Annotated in this window: 25 protein-coding genes; 16 read left to right on the forward strand and 9 right to left on the reverse strand. The window is 49.1% G+C overall.

Features of this window, described 5'->3' with window-relative positions; genetic code table 11:
* The first annotated feature begins 105 nt into the window (after positions 1-105).
* From C7R91_RS17250 to C7R91_RS17260, 3 genes are read left to right on the forward strand one after another with little or no spacing between them, the layout of a single operon-like run.
* Positions 106-273 carry a hypothetical protein gene (locus C7R91_RS17250; protein WP_047073856.1) on the forward strand — a complete coding sequence of 56 codons (168 nt, stop codon included), beginning with the start codon at positions 106-108 and terminating at the stop codon, positions 271-273.
* 23 nt (positions 274-296) lie between these two features.
* On the forward strand, positions 297-764 hold the full coding sequence (locus C7R91_RS17255) for a cytochrome c oxidase subunit II (protein ID WP_047073857.1): 468 nt from the start codon (positions 297-299) through the stop codon (positions 762-764).
* Positions 765-779: 15 nt separating this feature from the next.
* A complete protein-coding gene (locus C7R91_RS17260) occupies positions 780-2,453 on the forward strand; it encodes a b(o/a)3-type cytochrome-c oxidase subunit 1 (RefSeq protein ID WP_047073859.1) in 1,674 nt (557 codons plus the stop codon).
* 223 nt (positions 2,454-2,676) lie between these two features.
* Here C7R91_RS17260 and C7R91_RS17265 read toward each other — a convergent pair whose 3' ends face one another.
* Positions 2,677-3,432 carry an SDR family NAD(P)-dependent oxidoreductase gene (locus C7R91_RS17265; RefSeq protein ID WP_047073861.1) on the reverse strand — a complete coding sequence of 252 codons (756 nt, stop codon included), beginning with the start codon at positions 3,430-3,432 and terminating at the stop codon, positions 2,677-2,679.
* Positions 3,433-3,559: 127 nt separating this feature from the next.
* Here C7R91_RS17265 and C7R91_RS17270 point away from each other — a divergent pair, with 127 nt between their 5' ends.
* Positions 3,560-4,192, forward strand: a complete 633-nt coding sequence (locus C7R91_RS17270; RefSeq protein ID WP_047073862.1) for a nitroreductase family protein — start codon at positions 3,560-3,562, stop codon at positions 4,190-4,192.
* A 103-nt stretch (positions 4,193-4,295) separates the two neighbouring features.
* Here C7R91_RS17270 and C7R91_RS17275 read toward each other — a convergent pair whose 3' ends face one another.
* The 3 genes from C7R91_RS17275 to C7R91_RS17285 are packed head-to-tail and all read right to left on the reverse strand — an operon-like array spanning position 4,296 to position 7,786.
* Positions 4,296-5,690 carry a sensor histidine kinase gene (locus tag C7R91_RS17275; RefSeq protein ID WP_047073864.1) on the reverse strand — a complete coding sequence of 465 codons (1,395 nt, stop codon included), beginning with the start codon at positions 5,688-5,690 and terminating at the stop codon, positions 4,296-4,298.
* Positions 5,677-6,384 carry a response regulator transcription factor gene (locus C7R91_RS17280; RefSeq protein ID WP_047073866.1) on the reverse strand — a complete coding sequence of 236 codons (708 nt, stop codon included), beginning with the start codon at positions 6,382-6,384 and terminating at the stop codon, positions 5,677-5,679. The genes C7R91_RS17275 and C7R91_RS17280 overlap by 14 nt, the downstream gene beginning before the upstream one ends.
* Positions 6,385-6,421: 37 nt before the next feature.
* Positions 6,422-7,786, reverse strand: coding sequence for a hypothetical protein (locus C7R91_RS17285; protein ID WP_047074059.1), 1,365 nt, complete (start codon positions 7,784-7,786; stop codon positions 6,422-6,424).
* 254 nt (positions 7,787-8,040) lie between these two features.
* Here C7R91_RS17285 and C7R91_RS17290 point away from each other — a divergent pair, with 254 nt between their 5' ends.
* From C7R91_RS17290 to C7R91_RS17305, 4 genes are all read left to right on the forward strand, one after another.
* Positions 8,041-8,997, forward strand: a complete 957-nt coding sequence (locus tag C7R91_RS17290) for a YybI family spore inner coat protein (RefSeq protein WP_047073868.1) — start codon at positions 8,041-8,043, stop codon at positions 8,995-8,997.
* A 194-nt stretch (positions 8,998-9,191) separates the two neighbouring features.
* Positions 9,192-10,406: a GTP-binding protein gene (locus C7R91_RS17295; protein WP_083995218.1), complete on the forward strand. Its 1,215-nt coding sequence runs from the start codon at positions 9,192-9,194 to the stop codon at positions 10,404-10,406.
* Between the two features lie 24 nt (positions 10,407-10,430).
* Positions 10,431-10,580, forward strand: a complete 150-nt coding sequence (gene rpmG, locus C7R91_RS17300; protein ID WP_047073870.1) for a 50S ribosomal protein L33 — start codon at positions 10,431-10,433, stop codon at positions 10,578-10,580.
* A gap of 132 nt (positions 10,581-10,712) precedes the next feature.
* Positions 10,713-12,122 carry a glycosyltransferase family 4 protein gene (locus C7R91_RS17305; RefSeq protein ID WP_047073872.1) on the forward strand — a complete coding sequence of 470 codons (1,410 nt, stop codon included), beginning with the start codon at positions 10,713-10,715 and terminating at the stop codon, positions 12,120-12,122.
* A gap of 11 nt (positions 12,123-12,133) precedes the next feature.
* On the opposite strand, the gene C7R91_RS17310 is transcribed toward C7R91_RS17305, so the two are convergent.
* Both C7R91_RS17310 and C7R91_RS17315 read right to left on the reverse strand, forming a co-directional pair.
* Complete coding sequence (locus tag C7R91_RS17310) at positions 12,134-13,267, reverse strand: glycerate kinase (RefSeq protein ID WP_047073874.1); 1,134 nt, start codon at positions 13,265-13,267, stop codon at positions 12,134-12,136.
* A 92-nt stretch (positions 13,268-13,359) separates the two neighbouring features.
* Positions 13,360-14,523: a cation:proton antiporter gene (locus tag C7R91_RS17315; protein ID WP_047073876.1), complete on the reverse strand. Its 1,164-nt coding sequence runs from the start codon at positions 14,521-14,523 to the stop codon at positions 13,360-13,362.
* 228 nt (positions 14,524-14,751) lie between these two features.
* On the opposite strand from C7R91_RS17315, the gene C7R91_RS17320 reads away from it, so the two are divergent.
* Positions 14,752-15,096 carry a cupin domain-containing protein gene (locus C7R91_RS17320; RefSeq protein WP_007726152.1) on the forward strand — a complete coding sequence of 115 codons (345 nt, stop codon included), beginning with the start codon at positions 14,752-14,754 and terminating at the stop codon, positions 15,094-15,096.
* 50 nt (positions 15,097-15,146) lie between these two features.
* Here C7R91_RS17320 and C7R91_RS29735 read toward each other — a convergent pair whose 3' ends face one another.
* The 3 genes from C7R91_RS29735 to C7R91_RS17330 all read right to left on the reverse strand — a co-directional run bounded on the left by C7R91_RS29735 (position 15,147) and on the right by C7R91_RS17330 (position 16,111).
* A complete protein-coding gene (locus tag C7R91_RS29735) occupies positions 15,147-15,281 on the reverse strand; it encodes a hypothetical protein (protein WP_255322514.1) in 135 nt (44 codons plus the stop codon).
* Positions 15,282-15,307: 26 nt separating this feature from the next.
* The gene (locus tag C7R91_RS17325; RefSeq protein ID WP_047073878.1) at positions 15,308-15,598 is read right to left on the reverse strand and encodes a hypothetical protein; all 291 of its coding nucleotides are present in this window, start codon (positions 15,596-15,598) and stop codon (positions 15,308-15,310) included.
* A 99-nt stretch (positions 15,599-15,697) separates the two neighbouring features.
* A complete protein-coding gene (locus tag C7R91_RS17330; RefSeq protein WP_047073880.1) occupies positions 15,698-16,111 on the reverse strand; it encodes an Lrp/AsnC family transcriptional regulator in 414 nt (137 codons plus the stop codon).
* A gap of 118 nt (positions 16,112-16,229) precedes the next feature.
* On the opposite strand from C7R91_RS17330, the gene C7R91_RS17335 reads away from it, so the two are divergent.
* From C7R91_RS17335 to C7R91_RS17365, 7 genes are all read left to right on the forward strand, one after another.
* Positions 16,230-16,988, forward strand: coding sequence for an MBL fold metallo-hydrolase (locus C7R91_RS17335; protein ID WP_047073882.1), 759 nt, complete (start codon positions 16,230-16,232; stop codon positions 16,986-16,988).
* Positions 16,989-17,138: 150 nt separating this feature from the next.
* Positions 17,139-17,732: a winged helix-turn-helix domain-containing protein gene (locus C7R91_RS17340; RefSeq protein WP_007726169.1), complete on the forward strand. Its 594-nt coding sequence runs from the start codon at positions 17,139-17,141 to the stop codon at positions 17,730-17,732.
* Entirely contained in the window at positions 17,729-17,986 is a 258-nt protein-coding gene (locus C7R91_RS17345) for a hypothetical protein (RefSeq protein WP_047073884.1), read from the forward strand. The genes C7R91_RS17340 and C7R91_RS17345 overlap by 4 nt, the downstream gene beginning before the upstream one ends.
* A 35-nt stretch (positions 17,987-18,021) precedes the next feature.
* On the forward strand, positions 18,022-18,603 hold the full coding sequence (gene clpP / locus C7R91_RS17350; protein ID WP_047073885.1) for an ATP-dependent Clp endopeptidase proteolytic subunit ClpP: 582 nt from the start codon (positions 18,022-18,024) through the stop codon (positions 18,601-18,603).
* A 16-nt stretch (positions 18,604-18,619) separates the two neighbouring features.
* Entirely contained in the window at positions 18,620-19,633 is a 1,014-nt protein-coding gene (locus tag C7R91_RS17355; RefSeq protein WP_047073887.1) for an NAD-dependent epimerase/dehydratase family protein, read from the forward strand.
* Between the two features lie 121 nt (positions 19,634-19,754).
* A complete protein-coding gene (locus tag C7R91_RS17360) occupies positions 19,755-21,440 on the forward strand; it encodes a methyl-accepting chemotaxis protein (RefSeq protein WP_047073889.1) in 1,686 nt (561 codons plus the stop codon).
* Between the two features lie 359 nt (positions 21,441-21,799).
* The gene (locus C7R91_RS17365; RefSeq protein ID WP_047074064.1) at positions 21,800-22,162 is read left to right on the forward strand and encodes a hypothetical protein; all 363 of its coding nucleotides are present in this window, start codon (positions 21,800-21,802) and stop codon (positions 22,160-22,162) included.
* The last annotated feature ends 10 nt before the right edge of the window (positions 22,163-22,172 follow it).

Genomic DNA, 22,172 nt, shown 5'->3' on the forward strand with positions numbered 1-22,172 from the left:
TTTTAGGGGATTTCCCCGAATTACTTCCAAGGGGTTCCAGCGGTAGAATGAAGGCGTGAAAACTACACCGCGCCCATGAGGCACGTAGGAAAGGAGATGAGCGCGATGGAGACGCAAGTTGACAAGGCGGAGAAAGGCAAGAAATCTAGATCCAGCAAGCTGCAAACGGACCAGGAAGACTTGAAGGGAACGTTTGTCGCGGTTCTGATCGTCGGAGGTATCATTTTAGTCGGTTGGTTGGGTGTATTCGGGCTTTTTCTGGATAGGGCGTAATAAGGAAGTAAAGGAGGGTACTTATGCATTTGCATCGATATGAAAAAATCTGGTTGATGCTTGGCGCAGGCGGTTTGGCCTTATTTATTGTATTGTTGTGCGTCAATGCGTTTGCCATGGGGATGGCTCCGCCAAGTAATATGGAAATGATTGATCCGGAGAAGGTTACGGAGACGCCTCCTTTTGATAAACCAGGCTTGAAGCAGGTAGGAGACAACGAATATGACGCCTACATGACAGCATTTGCGTTCGGCTTCGCTCCGACCAAGATGGAAATACCGGTTGGCGCAACGGTGAATTTCCACGTCACGAGTCCAGACGTTATTCACGGTTTCCAGATTCCAGAGACCAATATTAACTTCATGGTTCTGCCTGGGCACATCAGCTCGGCGACACATACGTTTGACAAGCCAGGCGAGTATTTGATCCTTTGTAACGAATACTGTGGCGCAGGTCATCAGGTAATGGCGACCACAATTATTGTGAAATAAAGGTAGGTGAATTCTATGGTAATCGCACGGAAGATCGACGATACACTCCCCCATGTTCCGGTTCAGCGTTCTGCGGCAACACTTAGTTTGGCCTATGTGTGGGTAGCTTATATTGCATTCGGATTGGCAGCAGTGGCAGGGATGGTACAGGGCATGGTTCGCGGTGGAATCATGGAACTGCCGAGCTGGACAAATTATTATCAAATTTTGACCGCCCATGGCGTGTTGATGGCACTTATTTTTACTACGTACTTCATCGTCGGATTTATTTTCTCAGGAGTCGCCCGCACCACAGGTGGTTCCCTGCACGGAGCCGCTCTGAAATTTGGATGGGCAGGCTGGATTCTCATGACGCTAGGGACGTTGATGGCTGTTGTCACTATTCTGATGAATGAAGCCTCTGTCCTTTATACATTCTACGCACCACTCAAAGCATCTCCGTACTTTTACATTGGTTCTGCCTTGCTCGTAGTAGGAAGCTGGCTAGCGGGATTCGGGGTTTTTGCCAGCTATCGCAAATGGAAACGCGAAAATAAAGGGAAAACGTCTCCGCTTTTTCTCTACATGGGGGTCACTACTTACATCCTGTGGATTACTGCGACGATTCCTGTAGCGGTGGAGGTTCTGTTCCAACTCATCCCGTGGTCACTCGGGCTGGTCCCAACGATTAATGTCATGCTCAGTCGTACGCTGTTCTGGTTTTTTGGTCATCCGCTCGTTTATTTCTGGCTATTGCCTGCTTATATGGCGTGGTATGTATGCTTACCAAGAATCATCGGCGGTCACATCTTCAGTGATTCGCTCAGCCGACTCGCTTTTATCTGCCTGCTGTTGTTCTCGATTCCTGTCGGGTTCCACCACCAATTAATGGAGCCGGGAATCTCACCAGCATGGAAAATGATCCACGTTACACTGACGCTGATTGTTGTAATCCCATCTTTGATGACAGCATTTTCGATGTTTGCCATCTTTGAAACGACTGGACGTAAAAAAGGCGGAGTTGGACTTTTCGGTTGGTTCAAAAAACTGCCTTGGACAGACGTACGTTTCTTTGCTCCATTTGTAGGGATGCTGTTCTTCATTCCTGGCGGAGCTGGGGGAATTATTAATGCAAGTAACCAGATTAACGCGGTCGTGCACAATACGATTTGGGTTACGGGTCACTTCCACATCACGGTAGGAGCAGCTGTTGCGCTCACCTTCTTCGGTGTCACCTTTTGGCTGATTCCAGCATTGACCGGACGGCAGTTGACCAAGACTGCGAATCGGATGGGAATGGTGCAAACGGTATTCTGGGCAGTAGGAATGTTCTTGATGTCGCTCGCCATGCACACGATGGGCCTGCAAGGAGCGCCACGCCGCACAGACTACACAACCTATATGGATCATCCGTTAGCTCTGGGCTGGATGGATTACCAGCGCGTGATGGCTTTCGGTGGAGGACTGTTGTTCGTATCTGCGATTCTCTTGATCCTGATCTTGCTGTACCTGACGTTCTACGCACCAAAAGGGAATACAGAATATCCGATTGCCGAGACAGAAACGACCCAAGAAGTTCCAAAAATTTTGGAACGCTGGCCAGTTTGGATTGGATTGGTCGCCTTCCTGATTATTCTCGCCTACGGTTATCCGATTTTGCAACAAATTCAGCACCAGGCACCAGGCTCGCCGCCTTTTGTCACTTGGTAAGACAATACGTACGAAAAAAGCCGCTCATTCCGTTTGGAAGCGAGCGGCTCTCCTTTTTTAAAAAAACTCTAGCGCTGCCAATTCGGTAAAGGCAAGAATCAGATACCCGATTGCCAAAAGCCATAGGGCGAGAATTCTGAGGTCTTCCTCTTCAAATGGCATACAACTCCTCCTTTTTCTCTTGTTAGCACAACATATTCAAGAGGGAGGACATTGGTTTAGCTTATGGCTCGTATATCATTTTGCGTGTCATTCCGCCATCTATAATCAGCTCAGTACCCGTAATGAAGTCGTTGTCCTTTTGTGTCAAAAATAGGCACGCACGGGCAATATCGTCGGGTGTACCTACGCGACCCGCCGGATGCTGGGCATGATCACCGGGACGAAGAGCGGCATAATCGCGGTGTTCAATCCAACCGGGAGAGATCGCATTGACACGAATCCCATCGGGGCCGAGTGAGACACCAAGCGCATGTGTTAAGGATAAAATGCCTCCTTTGGAAGCCGCGTATGCCTCCGAGTGAGGCTCGGACATGTGAGCCCGCGTCGAACAAAGATTAAGGATCGCGCCTCCACCATGGCGACGCATGATTTTGGCTGCTTCCCTTGATGCGAGAAAAACACTGCGCAAATTCGTGTTCAAGATATGGTCCCACGCTTCGACTGTCAGTTCATAAGGGGATTCCCATACAGACAAGCCCGCGTTGTTGATCAAAACATCGAGCCGCCCCCAGCGTTCATCGACGGTTCTCATCAACTGTTCGATCTGCGCCGGCACGCTGACGTCGATGTGCTCGAAATGGGCTGTGCCTTTCACTGTTTCAGTCGTGTTGATTAGCGAGGCCGTTTCCTCTCCCGCTGCGCGATTGTATTCGGCGATGACGACATGTGCCCCTTCGGCAGCATACATGGTGGCGACAGCCCGTCCGATGCCTTGGCCACCGCCTGTGACGATGACAATGTTATCCGTGTATTTCATCGAGAGTGCCTCCAAACAATAGGGTATAAAGCGAACTGTAAAAAGTAATTGCAAAATGTTTGTAACGATAATAAAGTAAGTAGTATATTTTTAACAGCGTACTATACAGTATGGAGGAGATTTAACCATGAGTACAGAAGTGAAAATTTCCGCTGAACAGGTAATGGAAGCCCGTCACAGCGTGCGTAAATACGATCCGAATGAAAAAATTCCACAAGGCGAGCTGAACGAAATCCTGCGTCTTGCAGCAAGTGCACCTTCGGCCTGGAATTTGCAGCATTGGCGTTTTCTCGTCGTGACCGATCCTGCTATCAAAGAAAAATTGCTCCCAATCGCACACAATCAGCAGCAGGTAGTGGATGCTTACGCTACGATCATCATTCTTGGCGATCTGGAGGCTTATAAGTCTGCTCGCCCTGTTTATGATGAAGCATTGGCAAAAGGTTACGTTACAGAGCAAGTACGGGAGAGCATGATCGCACAAATCGAAGGGGCGTACAATAACAACCCGGAAATCGCGCGTGATGAAGCAATCCGTAATTCGTCCTATGCAGCGATGCAGCTCATGCTGGCGGCAAAAGCAAAAGGATACGACACGTGCCCAATGGGTGGCTACAACCGTGATGCGCTCATTAAAGAGCTGAATATCCCATCCCGCTATTTGCCAACACTCATGCTGACTTTGGGGAAAGCAAGCGTGCAAGCCTATTCGACTTCCCGTTTTGGCCTGGAAGAATTGGTCATTCAAAACAGCTTCTAATAGCGTGTACAAACAGAAAAAAACTCATCCACTCCTCATGCTAATGAGGGCAGGGTGAGTTTTTTTCATATCTTCCCCAGGAGAGCGATTCGCTCTTCCTGCCTTATTGATTCGCCAGCAACGGTAAATCCACCATAATCGATGTTCCTTGACCAAGTGCGCTGCTGACCGAAAACCGTCCGGCATGGAGTTGAATGATCTCTTTGCAGATCGCCAATCCCAGACCACTGCCGGAGAGCTTGGAGCGTCCCTTGAAAAACTTTTCTGTAACATGCGGCAGGTCTTCCGGGTTAATGCCTTCACCAGTATCCGTGACGGTGACAAGGAGCCTATCGCCTGACAAGGAAGCTGCGATGACGATCGACCCTTTTTGTGGCGTGAATTTCAACGCGTTGTCCAATAGATTCACAAATACTTGCTTCAGCCGATTCGGGTCTCCCATAACCATGAGTGGGGTAGGGGGAGTCTCCAGTTTCAACTCGATTTGTTTCGCGTTGGCACGGACCGAAAATTGAAGATGCAAATCTTGAAGAAGATCCCGGACATCCATGCGTTCACGAGACAATTTCATCTCACCGGATTGAAACTTCGAGAAATCGAGCAATTCCTCGACGAGCCCGATCAAACGATCTGTCTCCTTGGAGATGACTTCCAAACCGAGCATCGTCTCTTCAGGCTCTTCCAAACCCCCTGAGATGAGTGTTTCACCCCACCCTTTAATTGACGTAAGTGGGGTTCGCAGCTCATGGGAGACAGAGGAGATGAAGTCATTTTTCAGCTTTTCGTTTTTCCCAATCTCCATTGCCATGTAATTGAAAGTATCGGCAAGGGTACCTACCTCATCATCGAATCGTTTTGGCGCGCGGACAGCGAAATTTCCTTCCGCCATTTGTTTGGCAGCATTCGTTAATTCTTCGATAGGGTCGACGATTCGTTTTGCCATGAGCAGGCTGAGTGCAAAAGCGAGGACGACTACGCTTGCACCAACGCCAGCGCCGTATAAGGCAATGCGATTTACTGCTTGATAGAGCGGTTCAGCGGAGATTGTGTAACGCAGAACGCCTACAAATTCTCCGCTGTACGTAAGCGGATTGGACACCGCGATGACACGCTCTCGTGACTGTGGACTTTTCCCAATGTACAGACCACTTTGCCCCTTGAGGGCATCCATGACGTCAGGAGTATTGATGATCTCGCTGGTCTGAAAGCCGTATGAATTGAGAATGACTTTTCCTCCCGGGTCCAAGACCTCAATTTTGGCGTATTCCTGATTCGAAACATTCTCCAAAATGTATCGTGCTTTGTCTTTTAACCGATAGCCAGTGGCGTACTTGTTAATAAAATTGGTGAAGGTCGTGCTGCGGGTCACTAATGCTTCGGTCGCAGTCCCGATGTAATACGTATGAACGGCCCAGTAAAACAGTCCTTCCAAGAGCAGTACGATCAGAAGGAGGATCAGGCCGAAATGAAGAACCAGCCTACTCTTAATGCCTTTCATCTGGGACGTCCTTTCGCCACAGGTAGCCATACCCCCAGACTGTCTCCAGGAAAGCTGGATGAGCCGGATCGTCCTCGATTTTTTGCCGGATTCGGCGGATATTCACATCAACGATTTTTAAGTCCCCGACAAAAAATTGACCCCAAACTGCTGTCAAAATCTCGTCCCGACTGATGGCTTTGTTCGCATTTTCTGCGAGTAATTTGATGATGGCAAATTCTTTCGGCGTGAGGTCAATTTCTTGTTCCGCCCGAGTCAGCTTGCGTTCATCGAGCAGCAGCGTGAAGGGGGCAATGTTAATTTCATTTTTGTCCTCAGCCTCAGGAATCGGTGTCAATCTGCGGTGCAACGCTTTGACACGGGCCAGCAGTTCCGCAGGGCTAAATGGCTTGGAGACGTAATCATCCGCCCCGAATTCGAGACCCATGACTTTGTCCAGCTCCTGGCTTTTGGCCGTGAGCATAATGATCCCAAGGCGCGGATATTTTTTTCGCAGCTGCCCGCATACTTCGAAGCCATCAATACCGGGGAGCATGACGTCAAGAATTGCAATGACGATGTCCGATTGTTGATCGGCGAGATCAAGTGCCTCTTCTCCGGTCCCAGCCTCGATTACCTCATAGCCCTCGCGCTTGAGATTGATGCGCACAAAATCGCGGATGGATTTCTCGTCTTCCAGTAATAGAACCTTCATAGGGCAAATCTCCTTGATAAGGATTTACTATTTCACTTTATTCCCGGTTCGTCACCGGCTTGTAGAGATGACGAACCTCCTCTGCGGTAAGCTGCATCGATCGATATTCTGCGAGAGCAGCCTTTCCAAGGGTAGGTGTCGTTTGCGGTAAAATGGCGATCAAGACTTGTTTTCCCTCTTCCTTTAGCAAAATGTAGGGAACTTGCTTTTGCTTCAATCCGCTTTCAAATTTGATCCATTCGTTTTGTGGAATGCTTTGCAGCGTTAGTAATTCTGCCTTATTTTTCCCATTTGCACCGTAATATTGGAATCGGACAAGAAGTGGATTCGTATCATGGTTGATGGAGATGGTGTACTTTTCGCCCCATTTTGCCGGAATCTTGAGGTCAAAGCCCTGTGCATAATTTTGATAATGATCCTCGATGTGTTTCAAGCCCGTTTTCCCGTCCCATTGGAAGTAGGAGGAGACCCAAGGGATTTCTGCCATAGCCAAATCCTCTGTCCCAGCAGGTTGTATTTTCGTGCCGATCTCGATGATGCCATCACCGTTGATATCTTCACTTTCCAGAGAATAAGGCTTGAAGGTCAGGTCCATCTCTCCTTCTATTTTTGCCAAAGGGTTGGACAGTTGTCCATTGTCCCAGAGGAGTAGTTCAGTGGAAGCAGAGTGAGCACCTAAACCAGCATCAATAAATAGTCCGTTTCGGGTTGGCGATGCTTTTCCGATGATAGCCTGATAGTAACCATTCACATATCCGTCAAGGGCTAGCTCCGTCTTTTTTGCGATTGTGCCATTCGCCGCCCCATACAGCTCGGCTTTGGATGTGAAGTTATTTTTATCGAGAACAACGAGAGCGAGATCCGCATGATCATCTCCTGTCAAATCGCCTACTGCCATAATGGAATAGGGCTGCTTCATCAATTCCTGAGTCATATTATTCGCTAGCGAATAAACGGAGAGCTCTTTGTTCAAATCTTCGCCGCCTCCCATTCCAATCAGCATTTCCGGAATTTTGTCCCCTGTGAGATCTTGAAAAGAGACGTAATCCAATTCGCTGCCGACGCCAGTAAAGGAGGAGAGCTTTTCCCAGTTTCCCTGCTTTTGGGTAAGCACAAGCACACCGATTTCATAATCGGTTTTTTCGGTTTTGTAAAAAGCGACGACCTCTGCAACCCCATCCCCGTTTAGATCCTGTAGGGAGACGGCACTGGCTTCTGCGGGATGAAGAGGAACAGATAATTGTGACCCAGCCGGCAAAAATTGCATGACGGCCTGATTGATCGACTTCTGATCGCCGTCTGCTGACGGGGCGCGCATCAATTCATTGGGTGTATCTGTGAGTCCGCAACCGCTAACAAGCGAAGCGCAGAGTGCTGTCGTTACGAGCCAAGCCTTTTTCATTTCAAATGTTCCTTTCTGTTGCTGCATCCATTTGACTATATTGTAGCTTGCCCATCCAGCAAAATTGTTGCAAAACGGTAAAAAAACCCGTTATCGAGCTTTTCAAGAACGAGCGAACATGCTCTAAGCTACCTTATACAGGAAAAAAGTGCGAGAGAACAGGGAACATTTTACTAGCAACAATTTACCTAGCAAATTCGTTTAAAAATGTAGGATAGGAGTTGGATGTTATCTATACGAAGGAGGAGAATAGGATGAAACCATGGCACAAAACGATGGCGGCAGTTCTTTGCAGCGGCGCAGTTCTCATGGCTTCGGGCGTTGGGGCTGAACCGGTTCAAGCGAGCGGCACCCAATCGCAAGCGTTCGCGCCAGTAGTCTTATTGCAACCAGAGCAAAATATCCCGTTCACTATACAATTTGTCGATGGATTTGTAGCAAAAGTAACGAACACAAAAACAAAAGCGACGAGTACAGTAGATATATCGGAAAATAAGGCTACGTACGTGAAGCAAGGGATTTATCATGCCAATGGAAAGCTGCAAAAGGCAACCGATGGATATACGCAAAAACTTGCGGAGCTGGTGCCATTCCGGGATGCCCAAGGCAACCTGCGTTACATGGGCAAGCAAACCTTGTATGGGCTGAACACGGAGGATCGCTTGGCAGTGGCGACCAGTGTGTGGAACATCGTCGACAAAAAGCCGCAGCTTTTACAGGTAACGGTTCAAAAAGCAGACTGGGACAATGTGCAGTCGCCAGATGTAAGGATTAATAGCGGCTTCAATATGGGCAGCGATAGTACCTTTGTCCTTGATACGAAGTATGCAGACGTGACCGGAGACAACATCAAGGATCACATTTTTCTTATAGGGGATAAGATGGGCGTATCGATGAATCAGACGGCCCATAACCTGCGTCTCGTGGTTCGTGAAGGGAAGAACAATCAGCAGATGTTTATCCCTGTAGGAAAACGTGACAGTGGTATTCTTCCGAAGCTCACCATCACAGATGGCAATGCTGATCAGGTAAAAGACATCCTCGTCACGATGCCGACTGCGACAGGTCATGTGTACAGTCAGCTTACGTGGAAAGAAAATCGCCTGCAGCCAGTCGTCGAGCAGGAGAAATTGAATGATCGGCAGGCGTACCAGCCAATCATTGGGGTTTATGGTGAAGCAGTTGGGATGAATAAGGCGAAAAAACAATAGTGGAGTAGGCGTAGAGGAAATCAGTCAGAGTGAAATCTGGCTGATTTTTTTATGAGTAATTTGCAGGCATTAGTCGTCGGTTCGTTAAATCGTAATAATTACGTTTTGTATTGACTTTGAATATTTTGATGCGTTATGATAACGAACAAATCGTAATTATTACGTTTTAAGAAAGCTGAAAAGGAGAACCTAGCATGAACATGATTGAAAATAAAATCCCCGTCACAGTCCTGAGCGGGTACTTGGGAGCGGGCAAAACGACGCTACTGAACCATGTCCTGAATAATCGGGACGGGCTACGAGTCGCCGTAATCGTTAACGATTTGAGCGAAGTAAACGTAGACGCCTCTCTTATTCTCTCGGGAAGTGGTCTCTCACGCGTGGACGAAAAGGTCGTGGAGCTGTCGAATGGCTGCATTTGCTGCACCTTGCGGGAGGATTTGCTGACGGAGGTAGAGCGTCTGGCTTTGGAGGGAAGGTATGACTACATACTGATTGAATCAACCGGAGTAGGCGAGCCGGTTCCTGTCGCCCAGACATTCACATATGTAGACGAAGAAAATGGCATCAATTTATCATCCCTGTGCCGCTTGGACACGATGGTGACCGTAGTGGATGCGTACCGTTTCTGGCATGACTTTTCGTCTGGCGAAAACCTTTTGGACAGAGGGCAGGCAGTTGGCGAAGAGGATTCCCGTGAGGTCGCGGATCTTTTGATCGACCAAATTGAATTCTGTGATGTGTTGATTCTGAACAAATGCGATCGCGTCGCTCCAGACGATTTAATCCAGCTGGAAGCCGTTCTGCGCAGACTACAGCCAAATGCTCGCTTTATCCGCGCTGTTCGTGGGCAGGTGGACCCGCAAGAAATTTTGAATACCCATCTGTTCGACTTCGAGACTGCCAGTCAATCAGCGGGATGGATTGCTGAGCTGCAAAAGGAAGAGCATACACCTGAGACGGACGAGTATGGAATTTCCTCCTTCGTTTATCGCAGTCGCAGGCCGTTTCATCCAGCCCGTTTTGAGAAGTGGCTGGAGGATTGGCCAGAGGAGGTCGTGCGTGCCAAAGGATTTTTCTGGTTGGCGACACGAAATGACGTGGCGATGACGCTCAGTCAGGCGGGACCGTCTATCGAAATCGGAACGGCAGGCTATTGGACAGCAGCATTATCGGCAGAAGAGCAACAAGCCATTCTGGTAGAGGAGCCGGACTGGCAGCAAACATGGCATCCCGTACATGGAGATCGAACCACAGAGCTCGTCTTTATCGGGATCGATCTGAATCAGGAGCAAATCGTGAAGCATCTCGATGCATGTCTCCTGAACGATGAGGAATACGAGGCGGACTGGAGTAAGCTGCCCGACCCCCTCCCGACAGTAGATGCTGTTATTGAGACGACATTGTAACCAAAAAAGAGGAGGCTGACATCTATGCGAGTGAATGTAACCCTGCAATGCACTGAAACAGGAGACCGCAACTATATCACAACCAAAAACAAGCGGAATCATCCCGAGCGATTGGAACTGAAAAAATACTCCCCGCGTTTAAAGCGCTATACCCTTCATAGGGAAACAAAGTGATTCCCAAAAATGTCTGAACGCCATAGGCACCGTGCCCAACACCTTCTTATCACCAAAACATAAAATGTACTTGTGTCTATCGAATGAAGAATTTTCTGCAAGTCCTAGCTCTTAAACAGGAGAGGGATCGGTATGAAAATCGTGATCATCGCCCCCGAGCAAATTCCCGTTCCCCCCATTCTTGGGGGGTCCGTCGAAATAACGATTCTGGCGATCGCCAAAGAATTGAGTAAGTGGCACTCGGTCTCGATCATCAGCAGAGCGCATCCTCGTTATCCGAAGTTTTCTGTTATCGACGGGGTGCGCATCTATCGCGTTCCTACCGGCAGTCCTGCGAAATATTTGACCCATGTGAAAAAAATCCTGAAAAAACGCCGATTTGACGTTTTGCAACTTGATAACCGTCCGGAGTTCGTCAGTTCGATTAAAGCGATGTTTCCGAAAGCTACTGTGTCCTTATATCTTCACTCGCTGACTTTTGTAAACTTTCCCCAAACCAGCCGGGCAGAGACTTTGGCCGGGTTGCGAAAAGCAGACTTGATTATCACTAACAGCTCCTCGCTTGAAAGTCGGCTTTCTGCTCGGTTTCCCAGTGTGTCGAAAAAAATCCGGGTTGCATGGCTTGGTGTTGATACATCTCGCTTTTCCCCTATTCAAAAAACCTCTCATCCGCGTGCCTTCACCTTATTGTTCGCAGGCAGGCTTATCCCACGCAAAGGCGTTCCCGTATTGCTTCAAGCAGTCAAGCTCGTGAATAAACAGGTAGCCCAACCAGTCAAAGTAATGATTGCAGGAGGATCACCAACAAGCAAATATGCAAAGCAATTGCAGTCGCTCTCTCGTAAATTTGGCGTACATGCCGAATTCCTAGGCACGATCCCCCATTGTCATATCCATCGCATTTTCAGAAAAGCCGATTTGTTCATTTGTCCTTCGCAAAAGCATGAATCGTTCGGACTTGTTAACGTCGAAGCGATGTCTTCCGGATTGCCAGTCGTTGCCTCGAAAAACGGGGGAATAAAAGAAGTGATTCAGCATGGCCGATCTGGCTTGCTGATCAAGCAATATAAAGATCCGCAAGCCTTCGCCGATGCGATCTGTTCGCTGATCATGAATAAGCCACTGTATTTGAAAATGAAGCAAGAAGCTCGTCAAATTGCCTTGGAGAAATTCAGTTGGCGTGCAACAGCCGATAGACTTAAACACATATATGAATCTGAAAAAGCTATGCAACAGGATGAGCCCCAAAATGAATACCATTGCACCGCTGCCGATTGCCATGGTACCGAGCAAGGCGCCCAGCCGGAGCGAATGAAAAAGGAGCCTGCCATCCCGCAACCATTTGACATCGTCCGCGATTGGAGTCCCTTTGATGATGACACCCAAAGCATCACCAGTACCGGGGTTTTCCAAAATTTTACTGACCTATGTACTGAAAATGATGACGAGTCCGATGGGAGTATTGACTCCGCCGAAGCCACATTCGATTTCTTTTCCGATATCGGCTATCAGAGGCTTGTCGATGCACTCATATACGGTTAACAAGGGGCCGATCAGGATTTCAAGCTATAAATCCGCATAACCTGCTCGGCTGTCTGCTCCAAGAGTGAGGCGGCTTCGCGCATTGATTGATCTAGGGTCATCGGTTTGTTGGTGATGCTGACAACGGCAGAAACGCCTTTTTCATAAAGGGTGTCGATGCCATTTCCAATGGAACCAGCGAGGACGATGACGGGAATGCCGTATCGTTGCGCGAGTTGGGCAACTCCGCATGGCGTCTTTCCTTGGGCAGTCTGGAAATCGACTTGTCCCTCGCCTGTGATCACTAGATTGGCTTTGTCCATGGCTTCCGCGAGTCCGGTCGTCTCGATCACAATCTCAATCCCGGAGCGCAGCTGGCCATTCAGAAAAGCGAGAAGGGCACCAGCGACACCACCCGCAGCACCAGTCCCAGGCAAATCGTGAATGGCGATGCCGCAGGTCTTTTCGATCAAGTCAGCGAAATGGCGCAAATGATCATCCAATTGCAGCACCATTTCCGGTGTGGCTCCCTTTTGCGGGCCGAAAACGTGAGAAGCGCCATTAGATCCAACAAAAGGATTGGTGACATCACACGCGATGACGAAGTGACAGTCAGCCAGCCGCTTATCAACCTGCCTCGTATCAATCAGGCTCAGTCGTGATAACTCACCACCTCCAAAAGAGAGTGGCTGATCGTCTTGATCGAGAAGCACATACCCGAGGGCTTGAAGCATGCCAGCGCCTCCGTCATTGGTAGCACTGCCACCCAATCCCAGGATGAACTTGCGGCAGCCTTGATCCAGCCCGGCCGTAATCAACTGACCAAAGCCATAGGTCGTCGTGACGAACGGGTTGCGTTCCTCGGTAGAAATCAAGTAAAGGCCAGATGCAGCAGCCATTTCAATCACACAGGTTACATCGTCACCCAAAATGCCGAATTCAGCAGAAATGTCCTGTCCGAGCGGGTTTTTTACGGTTGCGGTCAGTATTCTGCCAGCTGTGGCATCGACAAGGCATTGCATAGTACCTTCACCGCCGTCAGCCATCGGTTTCACGATGAGTTCACTTTGCGGGAGTGCGCGTTGAATCCCTGAGCGAATGGCTTCGCCCACTTGTTTGGCAGTCAGGCTGCCTTTAAAGGAATCTGGGGCGATTACAATTTTCATGACGGTGTTCCTCCTATCAGAAGAGAGGGTATTTTTTCCATAGTAAAAAAGACTGTCTCCCGCGTCTATGGCGAGAAACAGTCTTCGTTGTTTTAGGCGTTCTTTTTCAACGCCATTCCTTCTGGCTGCGATGTTTTCGAGAAGAACATTTTCATCATTGGCGGAGTGACGATGGTCGTCAAGAGTACGACGACAATCAGGACGGCAAACATGTCTTGAGTGAGCAAATTGTTCTCCAAACCAATGGCGGCGATAATGAGTGCCACTTCTCCACGCGATACCATGGCAGCACCAATGGCCATCGAGTTTTTCCACGGGAAGCCTGTGATTTTTGCGCCAAAAGCACCACCGATGAGCTTGGAAACAATCGCGATGACACTCAGGAGCACAATCAGTCCGAGATTTTCCAAGATGCCAGAGAACTGTGCCGTTACCCCGATCGAGGTGAAGAACACTGGTACGAAAACCGCGTAGCTGATGGTTTCGACCTTGTGCGTTACTTCTTGCTTGTAATTGGTCAAGCTGATGGCAACACCGGCGATGTAGGAACCGATGATGGCGGCAACCCCTGTATATTCAGCAAAATAAGCGAACAGGAAACAGATGATGAGAGCTGCGGAAATGACCGATTCTGTAACCTGCAACGGAGCAAATTTTTTCAAAACCCAAGGGACAACCTTCCAGGAAAGAACGATGACGATGGCAAAAAACGCGACCTTTTTCAAAATCACCATGCCGAGATTTACGTCCCCGCCAGCAAAGCTCATCAAGAAAGCGAGTGCCAGAATGACCAAAACGTCATCAATCACAGCAGCTCCCATGATCGTTGCGCCTTCTCTTGATTTTAGCTTGCCCAATTCCTTCAATGTTTGTACGGAAATACTCACACTGGTAGCAGAGAGCAACAGGCCCAGGAAGATCGCTTCAATGTTGGAGAGACCAATCGCAATCCCGGCACCATAACCGAGTGCAAGAGGCACGACAATCCCTGCGACACCTACGCTGGTTGAAGACTTGGCGGTTCGTTTGAACTCATCAATATCGGTCTCCAAGCCCGCGATAAACATGAGCAGGATAACCCCGATTTGGCTAATTTCCTTGAGGATTTCTGTGTCTGTGACCAGCCCGAGAACGGTAGGACCTAAGACAATACCGATGAGCAGTTTCCCCAAAACGGATGGCTGTCCCAGCCTCACACTGATGTCACCGGCGATTTTGGAGGCGATCAAAATGACAGCCAGCTGAAAAATAAGCATTTGGTTTCCCCCTTTTTACGAAATAAAAAAGAGCCTGCAATCACAGCTTTCTTTTTGTCGCTAAAAAAGACAAAAAGAACCCTATGATGACAGGCTCCTCCAGTAACGAATCAAATATTCACTTGCAATACACAAAGATTTTAACATAGCCAGTAGAAAAAGTAAACACTTGGTGACAAATGCTCCTCAGCGTGTGAAGATAGAGCAAAAACTGGAGGAGGAGCAGGCATGGCGAAAATCAGCAAGGAGAATGCAGAGCACTATCATTGGGGAGATCAATGCGATGGATGGCATCTGGTCAAAGGCCAAGAGCTCAGCGTCATACATGAGCGAATGCCCGGAAATACAGCAGAAGTGCGTCATTATCACGAGCGGTCGCGACAGTTTTTCTTCGTGCTGTCAGGACAGGCTATGCTGGAAGTGGATGGCGTTCGACATGTGCTGGGCAGGCAGGAAGGGGTAGAAGTGCCTCCGGGAGTCAAACACCAGATGAAAAACGAGGGAGCAGAGGATGTGGAATTTCTTGTGATCTCGCAGCCGACAACAAGAGGAGACCGCATCCAGGCAGATTAAAGAAAGCCTGACCGTCAAAGGAAGCGGTCAGGCTTTTCTATGCGTCATGCTTATTTGAAATTGGTAAAATCGGAAACTTGCGCGAAGAAATCTGCCAATGCGTGTATTCCTTCGAATGTCTGATAAGCGAAAATAGGCAGACCTACTACAAACAACAAAGCTTCTCCGATATATTTGGCGATCATATGATCAACCTCCTTTTGGATGTTCGTTACGCTACGCGATCCAAAACGAAGGAATCATATGTATCCATCTCGCTGTCTGTATGCTGTATGCGCCTGAATAAGCGAAGGCGCTGCGGTTGCCTTGCCGCCATTGGATAAGTCTCAACCAACAACGTGTTAATGGAAGGTCGGTACATATCCGTGACGTTCTGAGGTAGAGCCCGGTTTTGCAGGCAACACTGTCTGAGACAAAAAGCAGAAGTGAAGCATCCTACAAAAAGCGCGACCAAGGCGAAGAATTCTTCCAGCGAAAGCAGCAGCAACAGCATATCTTCCATGGCGATTCTCCTCCTTTCGTATTCATCATTCTACTCTTGTTCACAAAATCGTGCAATCTTGAAAAATCATGAGAGCGAATACATTTGCCAAACTGCCAACTATTTCAATTTGTTAATCGATAGATTGACACGGTAGTTCCCAAAAGGAAGCAGGGCATCTAAAAAATGATTGAGGGCCTCTTGATCTGGGACATGCACCACCAAGGTATAGCAGCCTTCTCCGCTAATGCGATGTGCTTCGACGATCTCGCTGCGACTTTTGATAAAACGAGTAAAAAGAGAATGATCGGTAGTGGTCATGAACATAGTGACCAGAGCAGTGAGGAAAGGGGCGATTTTGGCTTCATCAATGAGCGTTGTGTAGCCTTGAATAATCCCTTGCTCCTCCATTCGTCTAATGCGGTTGCCGACGGCTTGACCGCTTAGATGGACCTGTTCGCCGATGTCCTTCCACTGCAAGCGGCTGTTTTTTCGTAGCAAGGCAAGGATGGAGAGATCAATTTGGTCTAGCATGCGTATCTCCTTTCACGGCGAAAGTCGGTAGCCAGCAATCGTTTCGCGGCAACTGTTTACGGTCCTATACAATAAACGTACATCCATTATAACGATAACGAGGAAAGGAAGAAATGACATGCAGATTCAGCTTGTACGACATGCTACCTTGCGCGTGGAATATGCAGGGCTGACATTTTTGGTCGATCCGATGTTTAGCTCCAAGGGCGAAATGCCAGCAGTACCAAATACGCCCAATCAGCGCCCGAATCCAGGAGTAGAATTGCCCATATCCGTGGAGGAGGTAATCGCTGGCGTGGACGCCCTCTTGGTGACGCATACCCATTTCGATCATCTCGATGAGGCGGCCATCCGCCTTCTCCCGAAGCATTTTCCTGTATTTTGCCAGCCACCAGATCTGGATAAGTTGGTGCAGCATGGCTTCGAACAAGTCATTGCCATCGAAGAGGAGTATACATGGCAAGGGGTTCACTTGCATCGAACAGGTGGTCAACACGGAACAGGGGAAATTGGACAGCAGATGGGGCCAGTATCTGGCTTTGTCTTGGAGCGGGATGGTGAGCCGGCGCTGTATGTGGCGGGGGATACGATTTGGTGTGAGGAAGTAGAGCAGGCCATTGTTGAGTATCGTCCGGATGCGATCGTTGTTTTCGCAGGCGCAGCCCGGTTCTTGACGGGAGACCCGATCACGATGACGAAGGAGGATATCGTCCATGTCGCAAATGCCGCGCCCGACAGCCGTGTTCTCGTTGCCCATATGGAGACGTGGAACCATTGCTTGCTCAGCCGCCGGGAATTGAATGAATGCTTGCAGGAAAAACAGCTGTCAGGCCGCGTACATGTTCCGCAGGATGGCGAAATCATCTCTTTTCATTGAGCAAACCGAATAGTAATAAAAAACAAAGCTCCGCAGGTCATAGCGGGGCTTTTGACATTGTCGAAAAAAAGGCTTAACCATCATTTGACAAACAAAAATCAACGTAATAAACTATTTTTACGTAAATGATTAATGTCATGAGGTGTTGTTGTGGCGCACGAACAACTGGAAACATATGTAGTCGAGAAGCCGGAACAGGCGATGGCGCTATTGAACCCGCTCCGTGCCGAAATTTTAAGCCGTTTGGCAGAGCCTGCTTCGGCAGCAGAAGTCGCACGTGGTATCAATGAAATCCCGCAGCGTGTTAATTATCACCTGAAGGCCTTGGAAAAAGTCGGGTTGGTCAGGCGGGTAGGGAGTCGACAGGTGCGCAATCTCGTCGAGGTGCTTTATTTGGCGATTGCGCGGACATATGTGCTCTCGGAAGGACTGAACTGGGGCAACGATACCGTTCAGCAAATGAAGGATCAAGGGTCGCTGTCTCATCTGGTCCAGACAGCAGAACGAATCAAGCGGGATGCCATGCTCTTGCTGGAGCGCTCCGATCAAGAGGTGGAGGTTCCGAGCGCCTCACTGAATGCGAGTATTCAGCTAGCCAGTGCGGAACAGCGCAGTGCTTTTGTAGAGGAATACGTCCAACTGGTGAATCAGCTTGTAGCGAAGTATCAGCCAAAAGAAAAGGGACAAGAGACGTATCAGGTGGTTCTCGCGGTATATCCAAAACAAGGAGGAGACGAGGCATGAAGGCACAAGCTATGGAGTCAACCAAGTCCAAACCCGTAATTGTTTGGGAAAGTCGAGTCCAGCCTCAAACCGATCAGGTCATTGCCATGCCTGCCAGAAACGGAAATGGGGTTGCTGTTGAAACAGAAGCAGCTGTTCAGACATGGTTAGTGGGCCCGGCGAGTAATCCGGCAGTCGTGACGCAGGTTTCATCTGGATTTAACAAAAAATCAGTGGCAGTGCCACAAGCAACCAGCATGCGGATGGCCGCATAAAAAATCGAGCGCAAACAAGCGAAGGAGGGTTTTTCATGAATCTCATTCCGGTAGTAGTCGAGCAAACGAGTTATGGAGAGAGGTCCTATGACATTTACTCCCGGTTGTTGAAGGATCGCATCATTTTTCTCGGGAGTGCCATCGATGATCAGGTAGCCAATGCAGTTGTAGCTCAGTTGCTGTTTTTGGCAGCAGAGGACCCGAAAAAAGACATTCACCTTTATATCAATTCGCCCGGAGGCTCTGTCACAGCAGGGATGGCGATTATTGATACAATGAGTTTCATTGCGCCTGATGTGTCCACGATCTGCACAGGGATGGCAGCGTCCATGGGCGCGATGCTTCTCGTAGCAGGAGCGCCAGGCAAAAGGTACGCGCTGCCCAATGCAGAAGTCATGCTCCACCAGCCGTGGGGAGGCAGTCAAGGACAGGCGAGCGATATCAAGATCGCAGCAGACCGTATAATGCGACATCGCAACATGCTGTATACGATCATCGCTGAGCGTACGGGAAAGACAGTCGAGCAAATTGAAAAAGATGCAGACCGAGACTATTTCCTTACCGCCACAGAGGCGCTTGAATACGGCTTGATTGATAAAGTGATCGAAAAATTGTAAAGATGGGGGTGCCGGGGTGAAGATCCTATTTTTGGGGGGAACGCGTTTTATCGGTCCACATGCAGTGAAGCGCTTGGCAGAAGCAGGTCATGAGGTTGCTGTATTTAATAGGGGGCTTACCCTCGGCGCAGCCTCTCTTCCACAGAGTGTCGTTTCTATCACGGGAGATCGTTCCCGGCTCGGTGAATACCGGGAGGCCTTTCGTTCTTTTGCTCCCGATGCGGTCATTGATCTGTTTCCGTACTCAGAAGCAGATGCCCGTCAGCTGATAGAAACGTTTCAGGATATAGCAGGCCGTGTCGTAGCGATCAGCAGCTGTGACGTGTATCAGGCGTTTGGCCGGGTGAACAAGATCGAATCCGGTCCAATTACGACCGAGCCGCTTACGGAGCAGTCTCCACTTTGCGAGAAGCGCTATCCGTTCCGCGGGGCCAGACCAGACCGCGAATTTTATGACAAGGTACTCGTGGAGCGAGTCGTGATGGGGCAGCAGAGTCTGCCAGGCACGATATTGCGCCTGCCGATGGTGTATGGCCCACATGATTACCAGCATCGCGTCTATCCGTACCTTCAGCAGATGCGTGACGGACGTCCGTTTATTTTGCTCGAAGAAGGCTTTGCTTCTTGGCGTTGGGCACGCGGCTACGTAGAAGACATCGCGCATGCCATTTGCTTGGTGGCGACCAACGATCGAGCAAAAAATCAGATTTACCACGTAGCGGAAGAGCAATGCTTGTCGATGCGAGAGTGGATTGAACGAATCGGCAGCGTTTATGGTTGGAATGGCAAAGTGATTACAGCGTCTTCAACAGAGCTGCCAAATGAGTGGGTCCCACAAATCGAAACGAGGCAGCATGTTCAACTGGATACTGCAAAAATCAGGCGAGAGCTGGGGTATACAGAACAAACAACCACAGAGGAGTCTATGCTACGTACGATTGCATGGGAGATTGATCATCCTCCTGAGAACGTTTTGCAAGGAATTGACTACAGCATAGAGGATAAAGTGGCTGCAAAGCTCGGAGTTTAGCGTACCGAATGTTTGAACCGTCAGGATTTTTCCTGGCGGTTTTTTGTTTGCACATCAAATTGTTTGAAGGAAGGAGGAGCCGGGTATGAACAAGAGTATCAGATGACGGGAGGCACATCTTGTGAAAATCAGAACAAAAATCATCCTGGCTTTTGGTGTCATATTGGCAGTCATGTTCGGTTCAGGTACGTATATGCACCTGCAAATGCTAGCAATGAAGGCATCCTACAAAGAAATTATCGAAGAGGAAAAATTATTGACGGACCTGCGCGAAATGCAATTTATCATGACAGGTCGAAATAATGACGAACGAGCCTACTTGTTAACAGGCGATGAAGAATTTCGGATGGAATTGAAGGAAAAGGCAGCGAAGGTGGACAGCCTGTTTGCCAAAATGAACAGTTCTCTTGAGTCTTCTCACCATCGTGAAGAAATGGAGGAGGCAAAGAGACTATACAAGTCCTTTCTGGAGTCGAGTCATAAAGTGGTAGAGGCACAGGATAATGGACTGCGTGAAGAAGCCATCGCTCAGCATTTCGGCCAGGAACGGCAATCGAGAAAAGAACTGGATTCGGTTGTGAGTCGATTGGTCGAAGAGGTGCGCAATGAAATCGAAGCAGATCAACAGGAGATGGCGAAGAACGAAGAAATTTCGGCCATGATCCAGTTGCTTTTTAATGTAGTGGGGATTCTCGTCGCGATTGTGGTTGGCGGTCTTCTGATTCGCTCCATTGTGGTACCCCTGCATCGAGTGAACAAACAGCTTCATGATATCGCTGACGGAAAAGGAGATTTGACGCAAGAGTTGACCGTCTTTTCCAAAGACGAGATTGGACAGTTGGCAGGCTCATTCAACCGGATGCTAGCCAATTTACGAGAGCTGATTTCTCAGGTTCGCGGGCATGCCCAGCAGGTTGCAGCCGCGGCTGAACAGTTGACAGCGAGCTCGAAGCAAACGAGCCAAGCTACGGAACAGATCGCCATCACGATCCAGGAAATGACGGAAGGAACGGACAGGCAATCCCAAAACGTAGAGGAGAGTCAGCAGGAGGTCGAAGAAATATCCGCAGGCATTGAAAAAATTGCGGCACGTGCGCAAAGCGTGTCTGCTGCGGCTGCCAGTACCTCTGAGCTGGCGACAGAGGGGGATCGAACCATCCAGCAGTCGGTATCCCAGATGAACGGGATCGGAGAAACGATGGAGCATTTGACTGCGCTGGTAGGTGGTTTAGGAAAACGCTCCGAGCAAATCGGTCAAATCGTCGAAGTCATTACGCAAATTTCAGGTCAGACGAATCTCTTGGCATTGAATGCCGCCATCGAAGCGGCGAGGGCGGGCGAGCATGGCAGAGGCTTTGCTGTCGTGGCGGATGAAGTGCGAAAGCTGGCAGAGCAGGCTTCTGCATCGGCACAAGAAATTTCCCAATTGGTAGCATCAATCCAGATGGAGACGAACGAAGCGGTCCTCACGATGGAAAAAGGCTCTCAAGAAGTAACAGATGGGATGGGGGGTGTCGCAAGAGCAGGAGAAGCGTTCTCTCAGATTCGCGATGCTGTAGTGGGCGTGACGAATGAGATTCAAGAAGTATCGACTGCTGCACATACCCTTACGGAAAGTACAGGCAAGGTCGGACAATCGATGCAGATGATCGCCACTGTCGCGCAATCGGCTGTTTCTCTGTCGGTGGGAGTCTCGTCTGCTACAGAAGAACAGCTTGCCTCGATGGAGGAAATTTACTCCTCCGCTGCCTCGCTGGCGAGCCTCGCGGATGATTTGGAAAAACTGATAGGCCATTTCAAGGTATAAAGCTTCGCCACAGGATACACCCCTTAGAATCGACAAAATGATTCTGAGGGGTGTTTTTACGAGATTCCCCACTGCCGCTGTTAAATTTCTCAATATTTTATAGAACGTACGTTCTGATTGTGGTAAACTCTTCCTGTGGGAGGGGAATCGGCATGCTGTAGATAGCATCGTCATTCAATCCTCCCTCCAAAACCTCGCCGATGCACCATTCGGTTCTGACCGGTGTTTCGGTGAATGCGCTTGGTGTTGTCGACTACCAAAATATTTGGTCTCGGGAGTAATCGTAGAAGATGAGTCTGTCACAGCGCTATTACTTGCGCTATGATAAGGCTTGCACGTCAAAAGGCGGAGGGGAAAATATGAAACGATTCCGATTTGATCAGCCAGTAGGGAAAACGATTGATCGCTATAATTCCGTCCATGCGGCGATTTCTCGTGTTATCCGCACACCTGATTCCGTTTCGATAGGATGTATCCATTTGGAAGCTGGCGGGATTGTCGGTTATCATCCGGCGCCTTGCCCTCAGCTTTTTCTCGTCGTAAACGGTGAGGGCTGGGTACGCGGTGAAGGTACAGAGCGCATCCCAATCCAGAGTGGACAGGCAGCATTCTGGATCACAGGAGAAGGGCACGAATCAGGCAGTGAAACTGGAATGACAGCCATTGTGATCGAAGGAGATGGACTCGATCCGGAGAGCTTTATGTCCTTGTTGGAGACGTAACGCCTGTATG

This window comes from Brevibacillus formosus (assembly GCF_003013405.1).
Classification (GTDB): domain Bacteria; phylum Bacillota; class Bacilli; order Brevibacillales; family Brevibacillaceae; genus Brevibacillus; species Brevibacillus formosus.

Bases quoted from the DNA above. Each gene is read 5' to 3' on its own strand.
- C7R91_RS17250 (WP_047073856.1), top strand. From the start codon at position 106: ATGGAGACGCAAGTTGACAAGGCGGAGAAAGGCAAGAAATCTAGATCC.
- C7R91_RS17255 (WP_047073857.1), top strand. From the start codon at position 297: ATGCATTTGCATCGATATGAAAAAATCTGGTTGATGCTTGGCGCAGGC.
- C7R91_RS17260 (WP_047073859.1), top strand. From the start codon at position 780: ATGGTAATCGCACGGAAGATCGACGATACACTCCCCCATGTTCCGGTT.
- C7R91_RS17265 (WP_047073861.1), bottom strand. From the start codon at position 3,432: ATGAAATACACGGATAACATTGTCATCGTCACAGGCGGTGGCCAAGGC.
- C7R91_RS17270 (WP_047073862.1), top strand. From the start codon at position 3,560: ATGAGTACAGAAGTGAAAATTTCCGCTGAACAGGTAATGGAAGCCCGT.
- C7R91_RS17275 (WP_047073864.1), bottom strand. From the start codon at position 5,690: ATGAAAGGCATTAAGAGTAGGCTGGTTCTTCATTTCGGCCTGATCCTC.
- C7R91_RS17280 (WP_047073866.1), bottom strand. From the start codon at position 6,384: ATGAAGGTTCTATTACTGGAAGACGAGAAATCCATCCGCGATTTTGTG.
- C7R91_RS17285 (WP_047074059.1), bottom strand. From the start codon at position 7,786: ATGAAAAAGGCTTGGCTCGTAACGACAGCACTCTGCGCTTCGCTTGTT.
- C7R91_RS17290 (WP_047073868.1), top strand. From the start codon at position 8,041: ATGAAACCATGGCACAAAACGATGGCGGCAGTTCTTTGCAGCGGCGCA.
- C7R91_RS17295 (WP_083995218.1), top strand. From the start codon at position 9,192: ATGAACATGATTGAAAATAAAATCCCCGTCACAGTCCTGAGCGGGTAC.
- rpmG (WP_047073870.1), top strand. From the start codon at position 10,431: ATGCGAGTGAATGTAACCCTGCAATGCACTGAAACAGGAGACCGCAAC.
- C7R91_RS17305 (WP_047073872.1), top strand. From the start codon at position 10,713: ATGAAAATCGTGATCATCGCCCCCGAGCAAATTCCCGTTCCCCCCATT.
- C7R91_RS17310 (WP_047073874.1), bottom strand. From the start codon at position 13,267: ATGAAAATTGTAATCGCCCCAGATTCCTTTAAAGGCAGCCTGACTGCC.
- C7R91_RS17315 (WP_047073876.1), bottom strand. From the start codon at position 14,523: ATGCTTATTTTTCAGCTGGCTGTCATTTTGATCGCCTCCAAAATCGCC.
- C7R91_RS17320 (WP_007726152.1), top strand. From the start codon at position 14,752: ATGGCGAAAATCAGCAAGGAGAATGCAGAGCACTATCATTGGGGAGAT.
- C7R91_RS29735 (WP_255322514.1), bottom strand. From the start codon at position 15,281: ATGATCGCCAAATATATCGGAGAAGCTTTGTTGTTTGTAGTAGGTCTG.
- C7R91_RS17325 (WP_047073878.1), bottom strand. From the start codon at position 15,598: ATGGAAGATATGCTGTTGCTGCTGCTTTCGCTGGAAGAATTCTTCGCC.
- C7R91_RS17330 (WP_047073880.1), bottom strand. From the start codon at position 16,111: ATGCTAGACCAAATTGATCTCTCCATCCTTGCCTTGCTACGAAAAAAC.
- C7R91_RS17335 (WP_047073882.1), top strand. From the start codon at position 16,230: ATGCAGATTCAGCTTGTACGACATGCTACCTTGCGCGTGGAATATGCA.
- C7R91_RS17345 (WP_047073884.1), top strand. From the start codon at position 17,729: ATGAAGGCACAAGCTATGGAGTCAACCAAGTCCAAACCCGTAATTGTT.
- clpP (WP_047073885.1), top strand. From the start codon at position 18,022: ATGAATCTCATTCCGGTAGTAGTCGAGCAAACGAGTTATGGAGAGAGG.
- C7R91_RS17365 (WP_047074064.1), top strand. From the start codon at position 21,800: ATGAAACGATTCCGATTTGATCAGCCAGTAGGGAAAACGATTGATCGC.